The following is a 14,456-nucleotide window of genomic DNA, read 5'->3' on the forward strand; positions in this document are numbered from 1 at the left end:
CGGCGGAGCGAGCTCCGCTCTACCAGAGCACGGCGTACGAGGCTGTTGTAGTGCCGAGCTTGCTCGGCAGGATCTGCGGCGGTTGGCTCCTGGTGAAGCGCCAAAGCCCGGCCAAAGCAGCGGAGCAAGCTCCGCTCTACCAGAGCATCGGTGTACGAGGCTGTGGTAGTGCCGAGCTTGCTCGGCAGGATCTGCGGCGCTTGGCTCCTGGTGAAGCGCCAAAGCCCGGCCAAAGCAGCGGAGCAAGCTCCGCTCTACCAGAGCATCGGTGTACGAGGCTGTGGTAGTGCCGAGCTTGCTCGGCAGGCTGTGCTGCCTTGCGATAGACAAAAAAAGGGGCGCCCGGTCAGGGCGCCCCTCGGAAAGTGCTGCGATGATTTCAGCGTGCGGCGTTGGCGTTCATCGTCGCATTGCGTGATGAATCCAGGTACTGCGCCGGATCACGCATGTTGGCGGTATGGCACTGGCCGGTGGTGTGACCGCGGTTGATCGCACCTGGCAGCTGACCCTTGGCCTGCTCGGTGGTGCCGTCTTCCGGATCGCTCAGGACCAGATCGGTGGCGAACTGGCAGTAGTCGTTGCTCCACCAGTTGGTGTAGCGGAAGGAGGTGGTGTAGTAGTTGACCTTGGCGCGGGCCCAGGACGGGATCCCGGCCAGCCAATTGCTGGCGCCGCTGTAGGTCAGATCGTTGTTGTAGCCACAGCCCACCCCAAACCAGTTACCCAGCGTGGCCAGGATGCCGGCCAGATTGGTGCCCTGATACGGCGAGCCCACCGACTGGATCAGGCGGCTGCCGGTGGCATTGTCCAGACCACTCCAGTAATACGTGTACAGGTGCAGCGAAGCCGGACCGCCCTGGCTGTGAGCGACCACGCCGAAGGAATTCCAGGTCGAACCAAAGCTTTGGATCAGGCGCGCAAACTGGTCATGCGTGCGGTTCTGGTTGGCATCGAGGAAGGTCGAGTCATTGCTGAACTGCGAGGCCGGCCAGACGCCACCCGAGCAGTAACCATGGACCAGCAGCAGGCGCGAACCGGTGCCCTTGTCGGCCTTGAGGTTGGCCGGACGCGGACCCTGGGTCATGGCTTCATCAATCACGATGCTGTCGGGCTTGGCCTTGATGCTCAGCGCCGGCGTACTCATCGGCAGGCGCTCGGCCGAGGCCACCGTGATGTAGTAGTCCGGATCTTCCAGACGCAGATTACGCAACTCGAAGGGTGCGCGAGCACCGGCGAGTGCGATCCAGCGCGTATCCAGGCCGAAGCTGACCGCGCCATCCCTGGGCGTGACCATGCCGCTGACCCAGGCCACCGGCGTGGCAGTGCCGGCTTCATCGGTACCCCAGACTTCGGCGTAGCCGCGATAGTGGCGATCAAGCTTCTCGCCTGCCACCGGCACGTTCAGACTCAGGCGCGCGCCATCGGCGTTGCTGGCAGCGGCCTTGGTGCCGGCCAATTGCAAAGTCGGGGCGATGATCGGCAGCGGATGCTCGGCGGTACGCACCACCGGACGACCGGCACGATTGAATCCGCGAACCACCACCTGGGCCTGATACTGACCGGCCTTGTCGGCCAGGAAGTCGCCGCCATAGATGCCGTCGTTGGCCTGGGCATCGTTGTGCTTGCCATCGTCGTGCATGGCATAGGTCTGAACCTCGCCATCGGGGCTGGTCACCCGCAGCGTGGCCGAGCCGACGCGTCCTGCCGCCTTGGCGAACAGCACTTCGCCGCTGTCGTCCTGACCGTACAGGCTGGCCACAAAGCCGATGCGTTCCCCAACGATCTGCTTGGTGTGGGTCTGGTAGGACACCAGCTGCGTGTCCGAGCCACCTTCGATCAGTACAAAGCCGCGCGGCGAAGCACCGCTGCTGGCGTTGAGCTTGAGCGTCCAGTCACCGGTCTCGATGCCGTCAAAAGCATAGTAATCAGCCGGGTAGGCGGCGTTTTCCATGCCGAACTCGGCCAGTCGCTGATCCGTGGCCAGGCTGCGGGCAGCCTTTTCCGAGCGTCCCGAGGGTGAGCGCATGCCCACGTCCCAACCCAGCTGGTCGCCACTGAAGACCAGAAAACGCAGCTTGTCGGACTCCACCGGCAGGGACACGCTGGCAGTGTAGGCGCCGGACTTGTCGGAGCTCATTTCGATCGGCAGCAGCGCGCTCTTCGAATGAATGGCGGCATCGACCGGATTGGCCGGCTGCATCGCAGCGAATTCGGATGGCGGACCAGCCAGCTGCTTGGCGACAATGCCTTCAGCCTGCGCCAGCGGCGCGACCAGAACGAGACAGCATGCAACAGACAGACGATTGAGCTTCACGATTATCCTCCCAGATACGTGAGCTGCGGTCGCGGTGACGGCCGCAGCGATGAACCTTCAAGTGTGCGTCTGGTGCCTTCGGATCGCTTGGCGCGTCCGCCCCAACACCATACGTGTGAGTATGGTGCCAATGAATGGGGGATAAATGCAAGCAAAAACTGACGGAAATTGTCACAAGAGACGAAGAAGAGTCAGGGAAGGTCAGGACTTCGGGTTCGCGAGCGCCCCCTCGCGGCCTCGCTATCTTGCCAATCGTCCAATTGGCTTGGCGAAGATTGCGCAGGAAATTCAGAAGCTTGTGAGCCATTTTTCAGGGGAAGCCGGAAATGCGGGCGGCGGCTGTGGAGGGCGCTGCGCTGCGGCGCCGCCGTGCGTGTGCCAGTGGAGCAAGAGCGGCCGCGCAGGCGCGCGGCCCTCCTCGAAGCCGCTTCGTACCTGGCAGGGTTCATGGCCCGTGGGCAGTTTCGGGCCGACACAGGTGACTCGCAATGACGCCGTCCCGAGTCGAGCAGGCATCAGCGCAGCCTATACTCGGCGCCCCCACATCGGCAGGACAGCGCGGTGCAACTGATTGATATTGGTGCCAATCTGAGTCACGAGTCCTTTGCGCACGATCTCTCCAGCGTGCTCGATCACGCCCGCGCCGTGGGCATTGCCCAGATCGTCGTGACCGGTGCCAGTGAGCAGGCCAGTCTCGACGCCCATGCGCTGGCGCAGCAATGGCCGCGCTTCCTCTATGCCACGGCCGGCGTGCACCCGCATCATGCCGGCGACTACACCGCGGACACCCACGAGACCTTGCGCGGCCTGCATCGGCACGCCGATGTGGTGGCGGTTGGCGAGACCGGCCTCGACTATTTCCGCGATCTGTCACCGCGCGCCACCCAGCAGTTCGCCTTCGAACAGCAACTGGAACTGGCGCTGGAATGCGGCAAACCGCTGTTCCTGCACCAGCGCGATGCCCATGACGATTTCATCGCCATCCTGCGCCAACTGCGTGATCGCCTGGGCGCCTGCGTGGTGCATTGCTTTACCGCCGACAAGCGCGAGCTCTACGAGTGCCTCGATCTGGACTGCCATATCGGCATCACCGGCTGGATCTGCGACGAGCGCCGCGGCACACATCTGATTCCGTTGATGAAGGACATTCCGGGCAATCGACTGATGATCGAGACCGATGCGCCCTATCTGCTGCCGCGCACGATCCGGCCCAAACCCAAGACCCATCGCAATGAGCCGCGTTATCTGCCACAGGTCTTGCAGGCCGTGGCCGAGGCCCGAGGGGAGTCGATCGAGCAGCTGGCGGCCAGTACCACCGCCACGGCGCGGGAATTCTTCAGATTGCCAAGGTGATCGGCCAGCGCCCGCTTCGGTAGGCCCAGACTTGTCTGGACCTACACGGGCCGGCGCCCGCTTTTCTCCGCGACCTCCGCGCCTCCGCGTGAACCCACTCCACCCACCGACAACCGACAACCAACAACCCACAACCAGCTTCACCGGCGATGCGCATTGATCGACAGCAGGATGCCGAAGGCCACCAGCAAGGACACGGCCGAAGTACCGCCATAGCTGATCAGCGGCAGCGGCACACCCTTGACCGGCATCATGCCGGTGATCATCGCGCTGTTCACCAGAATGTAGATGAAGAAGGTCATGGCGATGGCGCCGCCAAACAAGCGTCCGTAGGTGTCGCGGGCGTTGGCGGCGATCCATAGCGAGCGTCCGATCACGAAGGCGTACACCAGCATCAGCAAGGTGACACCGATCCAGCCGAATTCCTCGCTGAACACGGCCAGCACGAAATCGGTATGGCGTTCGGGCAGAAACTCCAGTTGCGACTGGGTGCCGTGAGTCCAGCCCTTGCCACTCCAGCCGCCGGAACCGACGGCGATCTTGGACTGGATGGTCTGCCAGCCGCTGCCGAGCGGATCGGAATCGGGCGCCAGGAACTGGTAGACCCGATTCTTCTGGTAGTCGTGCATGAAGTGCCAGACCACGGGCAGGCTGGCAGCGCCCATGAGCATCAGCCCACTGATCCACCACCACGAGATGCCAGCCAGGAAGATCACGAATGCGCCGCTGCCCACGACCAGCACCGCGGTGCCGAGGTCGGGTTGAATCACGATCAGACCGGCTGGGAGTGCAATCAGCATCAAGGCCTTGATCAGCGCGCCCAGTCCGGGGGGCAGCACCCGGTCATGGAAGTACCAGGCCAGCATCATCGGCAGGCTGAGTTTCAGCAACTCCGACGGTTGGAAGCGGAGTACACCCAGATCCAGCCAGCGCTGTGCGCCCTTGCCTTCGCCCAGAGCAATGACCGCCAGCAGCAGAGCGATGCAGCCCAGATAGAACCACGGCGTCCAGCGTCGCCAGGTGGAGGGCGGGATGCGCATGCACACCGCCATCAGTGCAAAGCCGAGGACAAAGCGCATGCCCTGTTTGAGCACCATGTCCGGATCCTGAGCGCCGGCACTCCAGACCACGGCCAGACTGGTGCCGGCCAGTAACAGCAGCGCGAGTATCAGCGGCACGTCGACCTGGGTCGGCAGCAGTGACTGCAGCAAGCGGCGCGTCCAGTGGGTGATCAGGGCTTCCAGTTTCATGGCGCTGACTCGGTGGCGGTCGGCCCGGTCAGCCAGGCGTCGAAGATCCTGCGCGCGACCGGCGCTGCAGAGGCCGAGCCGGAGCCACCCTGTTCCACGACCACAGCGACGGCAATGCGGGGCGCCTCGGCAGGTGCGTAGGCGACGAACAGGGCCTGGTTCTTCTGACCCTCCCGCAGCACCGCCTGCACCTCGGTGTCACGGTTGCGACTGACGCGTTGGGCTGTGCCGGTCTTGCCTGCCATTCGGTAGGGGGCCCCCTCGGCCACGGCCCGTGCTGTCCCTGAGGGGCTGTTGAGCACGGCCTCCAGGCCGCGTTTGACCAGCGCCAGATGGGCCGGGTCGCGGACCAGATTGTCGCCGATCTTCTCCGGTACCAACGGCACCGGCGGCTGGTCGAAGCTGCGGCGCAGGGCATGCACCAGATGAGGCTTGTAGCGCTGGCCACCGTCGGCCAGGGTGGCAATGGCGCTGGCCAGTTGCAGCAGCGTGGCGACATTGAAGCCCTGACCAATGCCGGCAATGACGGTTTCGCCGGGATACCAGGCCTGATTGAAGCGGGCCCGCTTCCACTCGCGCGAGGGCAGAATGCCGGCGGCCTCGCCGTAGAGGTCGATGCCGGTGGTTTCGCCGAAGCCCCAGCGTGACAGATAGGCATGCATGCGATCGATGCCCAGATCCAGCGCCAACTGGTAGTAGTAGCTGTTCACCGATTGTGCCAGTGACTCGACCAGATCCACCCGGCCGTGACCGCCTCGGCGCCAGTCGCGGAACTTGATCTCCTGTCCGGGAATCTGGAAGACGCCGGTGGAGAAGATCGTGTAGCTGGCATCGCGCACGCCCAGTTCCAGTCCAGCCAGGGCCATGAACGGCTTCAGGGTTGAGCCTGGTTCGTAGCCGCCCTGCAGCGCGCGATTGAACAGGGGGCGTCCCGGGGCTTCCAGCAGCCGCTTGTAGTCAGCTCTGGAAATGCCATTGACGAACAGATTGGCATCGTAGGAAGGCACGCTGACAAAGGCCAGTACCTCGCCATTGCGCGGATCGATGGCCACCGCAGCGCCGCTGACACCGGCCATGGCATCGGCCGTCGCCTGCTGCAGATCGGCATCCACTGACAGATAGACGTTGTCACCGGCTCGCGGCGGTGAGCGCTCGAGCACTCTGAGTACGCGCCCCTCGGCGTTGGTCTCCACCCGCTCGAAGCCCACTTCGCCGTGCAGCTGCGATTCGTAGAAGCGCTCGATGCCGGTCTTGCCCACATGGGTGGTGCCGGCATAGCGCTCGGCATCGAGTTCGCCCAGATCCGCCGGATCAATGCGGCCGACGTAACCGACCACATGCGCGAACAACTCGCCCTGCGGATAGAAACGGGTCAGGTAGGGCACCACGTCGACGCCGGGAAATCGGTAGCGCTCCAGCGCGAAGCGCGCCACTTCATCCTCGCTCAGGCGCAGCCGCAAGGGCAGGCTCTGGAAACGCCGTCGCGCCGCGACCAGCGCCAGGAAGCGTTCGCGTTCCTCCTCGTCAAAGTTGATGACCTGGGCCAGCTCGTCCAGCGTCTGCTTCATGTCGGTGACGCGCTCCGGCACCAGCTCCAGGCGGTAGGCCAGACGGTTGTCTGCCAGGATCCTGCCCTTGCGATCGAGAATCAGACCGCGCGCCGGTGGCAGCGGCTGCAGCTTCACCCGATTGCGTTCCGAGCGCGCTGCGTACTCGCTGTGATGGACGATCATCAGGTCGGCAAAGCGCGTGAGCACGATGCCGATGACGACCAGGATCACCAGGAAGGAGAGCACGGCACGACGCTGAAACAGTGCGGCCTCGAACTGCTGGTCCTTGATCGGCGTGCGTCCGCGGGGCCCGGCCACTCAAGCACTCCGTTCGCGTTGAGCCTGGCGCCGGCGCAGGCGCAATCCGTCCAGCAGCAGAAACACCCAGGGCCAGGCGGTCATGCCGACAATCGGTGTCAGCCAGAACAGCACCGGTGGCCAGGGTGAACCGCTCATCAAACGGATCCACAGATCGAGCACCCGATCATTCAGCAGCAGGGCGAAAATGGCGCCAGCCTGTTGCCAGATCGGAAAGAAGCGCAGTCGGTGGCGGAAGCGCAGCGTCAGATAGACCAGGATCACCATCCGCAAGGCATGCTCGCCGAGCAGGCCGCCGTAGAAGACATCGGCCACCAGACCCAGCACGAAGGCGTGTCCCAGACCGGCCACTTCCGGCGCCTCCAGCGCGAAGTAGGCCAGCACCAGTGCCAGGCTCATGGGTTTCATCACGGCCAGCCAGGTAGGCATGGGCAGCAGCGTCAGCAGCAGCGCCACCGCCACCGAGATCAGGAACAACCGGTAACTGCCGCGTGCAGCGCGCATGCTCAGGGACCGTCCGGTTCAGGCGGGCCATCAACAGGGGTTGGCTTGACCGCCAGCAGTTCCCGATTGCGGCCCAGCGCCGACAGCGGCTGGGCATAGGCGATGGCGAAGGCGGCGTCGGTGGGCCGCTCGACCTCGGTCACTTCGGCAACCGGAATTCCGGCCGGGAAGCGCCCGCCGACGGCCGTCGTCAACAAACGATCTCCTGGCACCAGATCCACGCTCAACGGCAGATTGGGCAGGGCCAGTCGGTTGGCGTCGCCGGTGCCATAGGCGATTGACTTGACGCCATTGCGCGAGACTTCCACTGGCAGCGCATGATTCGGATCGGTGATCAGGATGGCGTAGGCGCTGTGTTCGCCCACGGCGCTGATCTGTCCGACGATGCCGAGGGCATCGATCAGGCCATCGCCGCGCGCCAGGCCGGCGCTGGCGCCTTGATCAAGCAGAAAGCGGTGCCGGAAAGGATCGAGATCCAGATCGATCAGGCGCACCAGCGTACCGGCGACCGCCTGGTGTCGGGCTGCCCCCAGCAGCTCCATGGCCCGTGCCTGTTCTGCGTTCTGGGCGCGACGCTGGTAGAGCTCGGTCTGGGTGATCAGCAGGGCCTCGCGCAGCGCCCGGTTCTCGGCGGCCAGGCTGTTGCGATCGCCGATGGCCAGGCGCAACCAGTCCAGCGTGCGCGCCGGCAGGGCGGCCAGCAGATACACCGGTGTGGTCAGGGTCAGCGCGCGTTCGCGCACTGCCACCAGGAAGCCGCGCTGGCGATCGGCCAGCATCAACATGATGGCCAGCGCCAGCAGCACGACCAGCTTCAAGGTTCCCGGCCGACCGCCGGCAAACAACGGCGCCTGGGTCTGAGTGCCGGTATTCAAGGTTCCCAAGCTCAGTCGTTCGCGAACAGATCCGGACCGTGTTCGTCGATCAGTTCCAGCGCCCGGCCGCCGCCGCGGGCGACGCAGGTGAGCGGGTCATCGGCAATGTGCACGTGCAGGCCGGTGACTTCGGCGATCAGCTTGTCGATGTCGCGCAGCAGCGCGCCGCCACCGGTCAGCACAATGCCACGCTCGGCCACGTCGGAGCACAGTTCCGGCGGAGTCTGCTCAAGTGCGATCTTGACCGCGCTGCAGATGCCGGACAGCGGCTCATGCAGCGCCTCCAGCATCTCATTGGAGTTGATGGTGATGTTGCGCGGCACACCCTCGGCCAGGTTGCGACCGGATACTTCCAGTTCGCGGACCTCGCTGGACGGATAGGCGCAGCCGACTTCGATCTTGATGCGCTCGGCCGTGGACTCGCCGATCAGCGTGCCGTGATTGCGGCGCACGTAGTTGATGATGGCCTCATCGAAACGGTCACCGCCGATGCGCGCCGAATTGGAATAGACGATGCCGTTGAGGGAGATCACCGCCACTTCCGAGGTGCCGCCACCGATGTCGATGACCATGGCGCCGCGCGCTTCATGGATCGGGATGCCGGCGCCGATGGCTGCGGCCATCGGCTCCTCGATCAGGAACACGTCGCGGGCGCCGGCCGCTTCGGCCGAATCGCGGATGGCGCGGCGCTCGACCTGGGTGGAACCACAGGGCACGCACACCAGCACGCGCGGGCTGGGTCGGAACAGACGGTTCGGATGCACCTTGCGGATGAAGTGCTGCAGCATCGCCTCGGTCATGGTGAAGTCGGCAATCACACCGTCTTTCAGCGGGCGCACGGTCATGATGTTGCCGGGTGTACGCCCCAGCATGCGCTTGGCTTCGGCGCCTACCGCCGCCACCGAGCGTGGACCGCCCGGACCGCGATCCTGACGGATGGACACCACCGAGGGCTCATTGAGCACGATGCCCTGGCCGCGCACGTACACCAGGGTGTTGGCGGTGCCAAGGTCAATGGAAAGGTCGGTGGAAAACAAACCGCGCAGCTGCTTGAAGCCAAACATGTGGGGAACCTGATCGATACGGGACGCTCGGGATCGCCAACCCGGGCGGGCAGCCGTGTGCTGAATTTCGGAGTCGCGCCGGCCCTGGCAGTCGGGCGCGCGCTTACTGGGTGCGACAAGACGCCGAAATCTAACAAGTGCAAGGCAGAGCGAACAAGCTAAATGCTCGCAACTTGCGGGCAATTGGGCACTTGCATGGCAAATGCCTGCCCCGTGTTCAGCTTGAGCAAGCATCTGGGCGGCCGGCAGGCGCCGGGGCGGCTCAGTTCTGACGACTCAGGAATTCACGGCGCTCGGCAATGCTCATGTCCAGCAGCTGCCGATGCAGCTGACGCCGACCCTCGCCATCGCGCCCCTGCATCAGGCTGCGGAGCTTCTGCCGCTCGGGCGGCGTCAGGGCCTGCAACATCTCTCGCGTGGCTGCCCGGTCTTCCGGCGCAATCTGCAGCCACTGGTTGCGGGCGCGATCGGCCTCCCGGGTGGCCTTCAAGCCGGTCAGGAAACCGCGCCGCTCTTCCGGGCTCATGTTCAGGAAGCGCTGCCGCAGTAGTTCGCGCTGCTCCGGTGGCAGGTAGCGGAAGCGTTCGAAGGACTGCTTCAACTCGCGTTGCTGTTCCGGGGGCAAGTCCCTGAAGGCCTGGTAGCGCTGGCGGATCTGTTCGCGGCGCTCGTCGGGCAGGTCCTGCCATTCGCCGAAACGCCGCGCGGCCGCCACCCGCTGCTCCGGGCTCAGCGTCAACCAGCGCCGCGCTCCGCGCAGCAGTCGCTGCTGGGTGACCGGATCCAGCTGCCCCCAATCGTTCTGGTGCGGTGCCAGGATGCGCTGCTCGTCCTGGCTCAGCTCCTTCCAGCCGAGTGCGCTTTCGGCCTGCGCCAGCCCGCTCAGCAGGCACAGACCGATCGCGATCAGCAGCGGGCGAATCAGCTTCGACAGGCGGCTAGCGTTCATGGTCATCGTCATCGCTGTTGTCGGCGTCTGATTCGAGCTGCGGCGCGGGGGCAGTTGCCTCCTCAAGCGTCATCGGATCAACGAAATCACCAGCGGCATCCTCGAACTCGGCAAGGTAAAGCAACAGGTCGGCACTGGGCTCCACCGTGGCAGACTGATCGGCAGCGGTACCGGCGAGCGTCATCATCAACCATCCAAGGACTGCTGTTCCAGCCACGCGTAGAACTCCAGGTTCTCGATCATTTCCAGGTCTTCGGCGCCCGCCAGCAACTCGAAGTCGTCGACGCTCTGCACTGCTGCGACCGGCGCCGGTGCTTCGGGCACCCGCCACATCAGGCTGAGGGCCAGCGCCACGGCGGCGCAACTGGCCAATGCGTACAGCGGCATCTGCCAGGGCCGGCGTTGGCGCTGCATCAGCGCCTGATCCAGTGCCGCCTGACGGATTCGGTTCAGGCGTGACGCGGTGTGCCCGTCCAGCTGCTGGAGATCCTGATTCAGGTGCGCGTTGATCTGATCCATCAAGGCTTCATCGTTCGGCTTCATCGGTGCTCCTCCAGGCGCCGTCTGAGCGCTTCCATGGCCCGAAACAAGTGGGTCTTGACGCTGCCTTCCGAGCAGCCCATCACGCCAGCGGTGGCAGCGACGTCAAAGCCCTCCCAGATGCGCAGCAGGAAGGCCTGGCGCTGCCGGTCCGGCAAGCTTCGCAGTGCGGCATTGATGGCCAAGGCTGCCTGATCGCCCTGCATGCGGTCCAGTGGGCTGCTGGCGACAGTGTCGGCCACTGCCGCCAGCGGATCTTCCTCGGTATCGCGGTCACTGCGCAGAAATACCCGCCAGCGGCCGCGCACGCTCTGCCGCCGATGGTGATCCTGGATGCGACTGTCCAGTATTCGCCAGAACAAGGGTGGCCACTCCAGTTCGGGCTTGTCGGCGTAGCGTTTGACGAACCCGAACATGCTGTCCTGCACCAGTTCCAGGGCGTCGTCGACATTGCCGCAGGCGAATTCGGCCATGCGCAGGGCTCGACGTTCGATCGCCTTCAAGAATCGATCAAGCTTGAGGCGGAGCGCAGTGGCAGCTTCGTCGCGTTCGGGCATGGTCTCGGCGTGGACGGTTTGCAGCGCGATCATCGTCGATTCGGGTCTGTCAGAGTCACCCCGTTCAACGTTCATGCGCAAGCACGGTTGACAGTGCCTCTCAAGCGCAGGCATCGCCAGGGGTTTTGCACAGGGCAGGAGGGTTGGACGGATTTGTTTCAAAATTGTCAACATGGTGACGCCAAAAAAACTCAAGTCATTGTTTTGTATGTATTTGTTCGAACTGGACAGGAAGTCGCCAAGCTGCGCGCGAGCCCGTTCTGACGGGCTTTCCGGGCTCTATCCACGCGGTCATCCACAAAGTTATCCACAGCTTGTGTGGATATCCAGATTTTCGTCTTTGCTGACTGGGGCTTAGCGCAACTTCGTGAGTTTGCGTTGAGCAATCGGAGCTAAGTTGAAGTGAAAAAAATTTGTGCGGAAAAGCCCATTTTGGGCTTGACATTTTCATCCGGTTCGCCGCGTTTCGAGCGCGAGCTCGAAAAGTTTTGCACAACACGCGGCCTCGAGATCAATGCCGGATCCGGATCTTGGGAGACCTCGATGATCTTAGTGCAAGTGACTGATAAAAATAGGAAATATCGGAAAATCCTGGTTTGCTGCCGGGGTCTTCGGCGGACAGCTTGCGGCGTCGCAGCAAGGTGCGCCTGGTTTCTTCCACAGAGTTATCCACAGCCCTTGTGGACAAACGCAAAGAACGCTGTGCACACGGCCATTTAGGTGAAAAAGCTCAGGGGATTCTCAAATTCCGTAGCGAGCCCGGCGGCAAGCGCGGCAGGCCGCCCCCGCCAGAGTTCAGCCGCCGCCGAGGGCAGCGCGCAGCTGGTTGACTGCAGGCGCCGAGGCATCCAGCTTCTCGGCGTTCTTCAGGTCTTCGCGGGCTTGCTCGGCAGACCCGCGCTCCAGTGAACGCAGGCCGTTGCTGGCATAGGTCTCGGCCACCCTGCGCTTGAGCTCACTCATGCCGGAATAGCGGGGATCGACGGCATTCAGTGCTGAGATATCGGCATCGGCGTAGGTAGCGCGCCCCTGAGCCAGATTGCGATCGATGCGTTCGCGCAGCTTCTGGCCTATAGCCTCCATGCCGGCCTTGGCATCGGCGCTGCGCGGATCGACGTTCATCGCGTTGCGGAACTTGTCGTAGGCAGAGTCGCCTGGAGGCTCGAGCAACTGATCGTTCGCCAAGGCCTGCCGACCCTCACGAATGAACTGGTCATGCCTGGCCAACTGCTCAGGACTCGGGCCACGGGCTCGGGCCTGCGCGTCCTCCAGACGCTCGCGCAGATCGGTCAGGCCGCGGCTGCGGGGCGCCAGTGCCTGAATGCGTTTCAGAAGATCGGTGGCGCGATCGAACTGGCCGGTCTCGATGGCCAACTCAGCCTGAGCGATGGCAGACCGGACTGTACGATCCAGTCCCGCTGTTGCCTCGCGGTTGCCGGGCTCCAGGGCGAGCACGGCGCGATAGCGGTCGGCAGCGCTGTTGCCTCGCGGCTCCACCCAGCGGTTCTTGCCGGCGAGGTCTTCGGCTTCGGCCAGCAGTGCCGGGATCTGCGCGCCTCTCTGCTGCTGCTTGCGAGCTTCGGCAATGGCCTGGTCCAGCTCGCTGGCGGTGCTGGCCAGCGCCGGCACGGCCGCCAACTGCTGCTGCAAGTCGGCGGCAGCGGTCAGGTCATTGGCCACAATCAAGGTCCGCGCCTGGGCGGCCAGGGCCTTGCCGATGCGGTCGATGGCGCTGCGGGCTTCCGGATTGTCCGGGTCGATCTGCTGGGCCGCTACAAAGGCGGCCAGTGCGCCATCGGCGCCGGCAAGTCGCCCGGCTGCTTCCGCGCTGCGAGCCTCTGCCAGCTCACGAACAGCAGAAACAGGCAATGTCGGATCGGGCGTCGGTGGGGTCGGGTCGCTGGCGACCGGATTTCCGCTCGATCCGGGCTCGGGCTGTGGGTTCGTGCTGACGGCCGGCGCTGGATTCGCTGTGGGCGTGGGCGCTGCCGCTGGCTTCAGGGCTTCCGTCACCCAGGCGGTGACCAGTGGTCTCTGCCAATAGGCCAGGCCGGCCAGCAGCACCAGTGCTGCCAGAAACCACCAGATTCCGCGCCGCGGGGCCGGTGCCGATGCCGCTCGCGGGCGCGCTTGGGGGCGTGGGGTCGCGCGCAGGCCGCCCTCGTCCATCGCATCGATGCGACCGATCTGGGGTTCGGTGCGTACTGCACCCTGGGTGTCGTAGCCGGAACTTCGTGCGACGCGCACCGGCTGCGTGCGGGACTCGCCATTGCCTGAAGGATCGGTGTCACCGGCATCCAGGCGCTTCTCGATGGCGGCCAGCGCCGCTTCGATCTCGCCGCCCGTCTGATAGCGATCGCCCGGTTCCTTGGCCAGCATCCGGTCAAGTACAGGCTGCAGGATCTTGAACTCAGACGGTAGCTGCGGGATCGGCGCAGTCATGTGCATGATGCCGACGGCGAGCGAATCGCTGGCCTCGAACGGCACCTTGCCGGTGATCAGTTGAAAGAACACCACGCCCAGGCTGTAGAGATCGGCGCGGCCGTCGATGGCGCGCCCGCGCAGCTGTTCCGGGCTCATGTAGTGCGGGGTGCCGACCACCGAGCCGGTCTTGGTCATGATCGTGCCCGAATCGGCGGCCCGGGCAATGCCGAAGTCGCCGAGCACGCAGGTGCCATCCTCGCGCAGCAGAATGTTGTCGGGCTTGACGTCGCGGTGGATGAAGCCCTTTTCCTGGGCGTAATGCAGCGCCATGGAAATTTCGCGGATACAGCGCAGGGCCGGTTTCAGAGCCAGCGGCTTGTCGCCGCGGCGCATGACCGGGCCGCCCGGCAGATACTCCATCGTGCAGTAATGAAAGCCGTTGTAGACGCCCACGTCGAAGATGCTGACCACGTGGCGGTGGTGCAATTTGGCCGCAATCCGAGCCTCGCGCAGGAAGCGCTCGCCGAAGGTCGGGTCGGCCGACAGCTGTGGCGCCATGATCTTGAGCGCGACTTCGCGTTCAACCGATTCCTGCATGGCGAGGTACACCGACGCCATACCGCCCCGCCCCAGAGGACTGAGGACGCGGTAACCCGGAATGTTGGGGACGTGATCGGCGCTCATTGCGCCGATGATGGCATGAAGGAGGGGGCGCGGGGCACGGGGCAGGGGAAAAGCGCTGCTACGAGGGCGAGAGG

General features: G+C 64.5%; 12 protein-coding genes. 1 reads left to right on the forward strand and 11 read right to left on the reverse strand.

What is annotated here, in order from left to right; genetic code table 11:
• Positions 1 to 379 precede the first annotated feature (379 nt).
• Positions 380 to 2,317: a conditioned medium factor gene (locus tag H7A19_02305; GenBank protein ID MCP5473654.1), complete on the reverse strand. Its 1,938-nt coding sequence runs from the start codon at positions 2,315 to 2,317 to the stop codon at positions 380 to 382.
• A 558-nt stretch (positions 2,318 to 2,875) separates the two neighbouring features.
• Between H7A19_02305 and H7A19_02310 the strand changes: the two genes are divergently transcribed.
• Entirely contained in the window at positions 2,876 to 3,667 is a 792-nt protein-coding gene (locus tag H7A19_02310; protein ID MCP5473655.1) for a TatD family hydrolase, read from the forward strand.
• 140 nt (positions 3,668 to 3,807) lie between these two features.
• Here the strand turns inward: H7A19_02310 and rodA are convergent, their stop codons facing one another.
• The 10 genes from rodA to H7A19_02360 form a co-directional block, all read right to left on the reverse strand.
• Positions 3,808 to 4,917 carry a rod shape-determining protein RodA gene (gene rodA / locus H7A19_02315; protein ID MCP5473656.1) on the reverse strand — a complete coding sequence of 370 codons (1,110 nt, stop codon included), beginning with the start codon at positions 4,915 to 4,917 and terminating at the stop codon, positions 3,808 to 3,810.
• Positions 4,914 to 6,758 (reverse strand): penicillin-binding protein 2, encoded by a 1,845-nt coding sequence (gene mrdA, locus H7A19_02320; protein ID MCP5473657.1) that lies wholly within the window; start codon positions 6,756 to 6,758, stop codon positions 4,914 to 4,916. Before mrdA ends, rodA begins: the two co-directional genes overlap by 4 nt.
• Before the next feature lie 27 nt (positions 6,759 to 6,785).
• Positions 6,786 to 7,289 (reverse strand): rod shape-determining protein MreD, encoded by a 504-nt coding sequence (mreD, locus tag H7A19_02325; protein MCP5473658.1) that lies wholly within the window; start codon positions 7,287 to 7,289, stop codon positions 6,786 to 6,788.
• Between the two features lie 2 nt (positions 7,290 to 7,291).
• Complete coding sequence (gene mreC / locus H7A19_02330; GenBank protein MCP5473659.1) at positions 7,292 to 8,164, reverse strand: rod shape-determining protein MreC; 873 nt, start codon at positions 8,162 to 8,164, stop codon at positions 7,292 to 7,294.
• 11 nt (positions 8,165 to 8,175) lie between these two features.
• Positions 8,176 to 9,228, reverse strand: coding sequence for a rod shape-determining protein (locus H7A19_02335; protein MCP5473660.1), 1,053 nt, complete (start codon positions 9,226 to 9,228; stop codon positions 8,176 to 8,178).
• A gap of 262 nt (positions 9,229 to 9,490) precedes the next feature.
• Positions 9,491 to 10,177 carry a DUF3106 domain-containing protein gene (locus tag H7A19_02340; protein ID MCP5473661.1) on the reverse strand — a complete coding sequence of 229 codons (687 nt, stop codon included), beginning with the start codon at positions 10,175 to 10,177 and terminating at the stop codon, positions 9,491 to 9,493.
• Positions 10,167 to 10,364 (reverse strand): hypothetical protein, encoded by a 198-nt coding sequence (locus tag H7A19_02345; GenBank protein MCP5473662.1) that lies wholly within the window; start codon positions 10,362 to 10,364, stop codon positions 10,167 to 10,169. Before H7A19_02345 ends, H7A19_02340 begins: the two co-directional genes overlap by 11 nt.
• Positions 10,364 to 10,720 carry a hypothetical protein gene (locus H7A19_02350; protein MCP5473663.1) on the reverse strand — a complete coding sequence of 119 codons (357 nt, stop codon included), beginning with the start codon at positions 10,718 to 10,720 and terminating at the stop codon, positions 10,364 to 10,366. Before H7A19_02350 ends, H7A19_02345 begins: the two co-directional genes overlap by 1 nt.
• Positions 10,717 to 11,274, reverse strand: coding sequence for an RNA polymerase sigma factor (locus H7A19_02355; protein MCP5473664.1), 558 nt, complete (start codon positions 11,272 to 11,274; stop codon positions 10,717 to 10,719). The genes H7A19_02350 and H7A19_02355 overlap by 4 nt, the downstream gene beginning before the upstream one ends.
• A gap of 795 nt (positions 11,275 to 12,069) precedes the next feature.
• On the reverse strand, positions 12,070 to 14,382 hold the full coding sequence (locus tag H7A19_02360) for a protein kinase (protein ID MCP5473665.1): 2,313 nt from the start codon (positions 14,380 to 14,382) through the stop codon (positions 12,070 to 12,072).
• Positions 14,383 to 14,456 lie beyond the last annotated feature (74 nt).

The sequence above is a fragment of the Rhodanobacteraceae bacterium genome (genome assembly GCA_024234055.1).
GTDB lineage: Bacteria > Pseudomonadota > Gammaproteobacteria > Xanthomonadales > SZUA-5 > JADKFD01.

What these genes read in the sequence shown, in the direction of transcription:
- rodA (MCP5473656.1), bottom strand. Translation starts at nt 4,917, where the DNA reads ATGAAACTGGAAGCCCTGATCACCCACTGGACGCGCCGCTTGCTGCAG.
- mreD (MCP5473658.1), bottom strand. Translation starts at nt 7,289, where the DNA reads ATGCGCGCTGCACGCGGCAGTTACCGGTTGTTCCTGATCTCGGTGGCG.
- H7A19_02335 (MCP5473660.1), bottom strand. Translation starts at nt 9,228, where the DNA reads ATGTTTGGCTTCAAGCAGCTGCGCGGTTTGTTTTCCACCGACCTTTCC.
- H7A19_02340 (MCP5473661.1), bottom strand. Translation starts at nt 10,177, where the DNA reads ATGAACGCTAGCCGCCTGTCGAAGCTGATTCGCCCGCTGCTGATCGCG.
- H7A19_02345 (MCP5473662.1), bottom strand. Translation starts at nt 10,364, where the DNA reads ATGATGACGCTCGCCGGTACCGCTGCCGATCAGTCTGCCACGGTGGAG.
- H7A19_02350 (MCP5473663.1), bottom strand. Translation starts at nt 10,720, where the DNA reads ATGAAGCCGAACGATGAAGCCTTGATGGATCAGATCAACGCGCACCTG.
- H7A19_02355 (MCP5473664.1), bottom strand. Translation starts at nt 11,274, where the DNA reads ATGCCCGAACGCGACGAAGCTGCCACTGCGCTCCGCCTCAAGCTTGAT.
- H7A19_02360 (MCP5473665.1), bottom strand. Translation starts at nt 14,382, where the DNA reads ATGAGCGCCGATCACGTCCCCAACATTCCGGGTTACCGCGTCCTCAGT.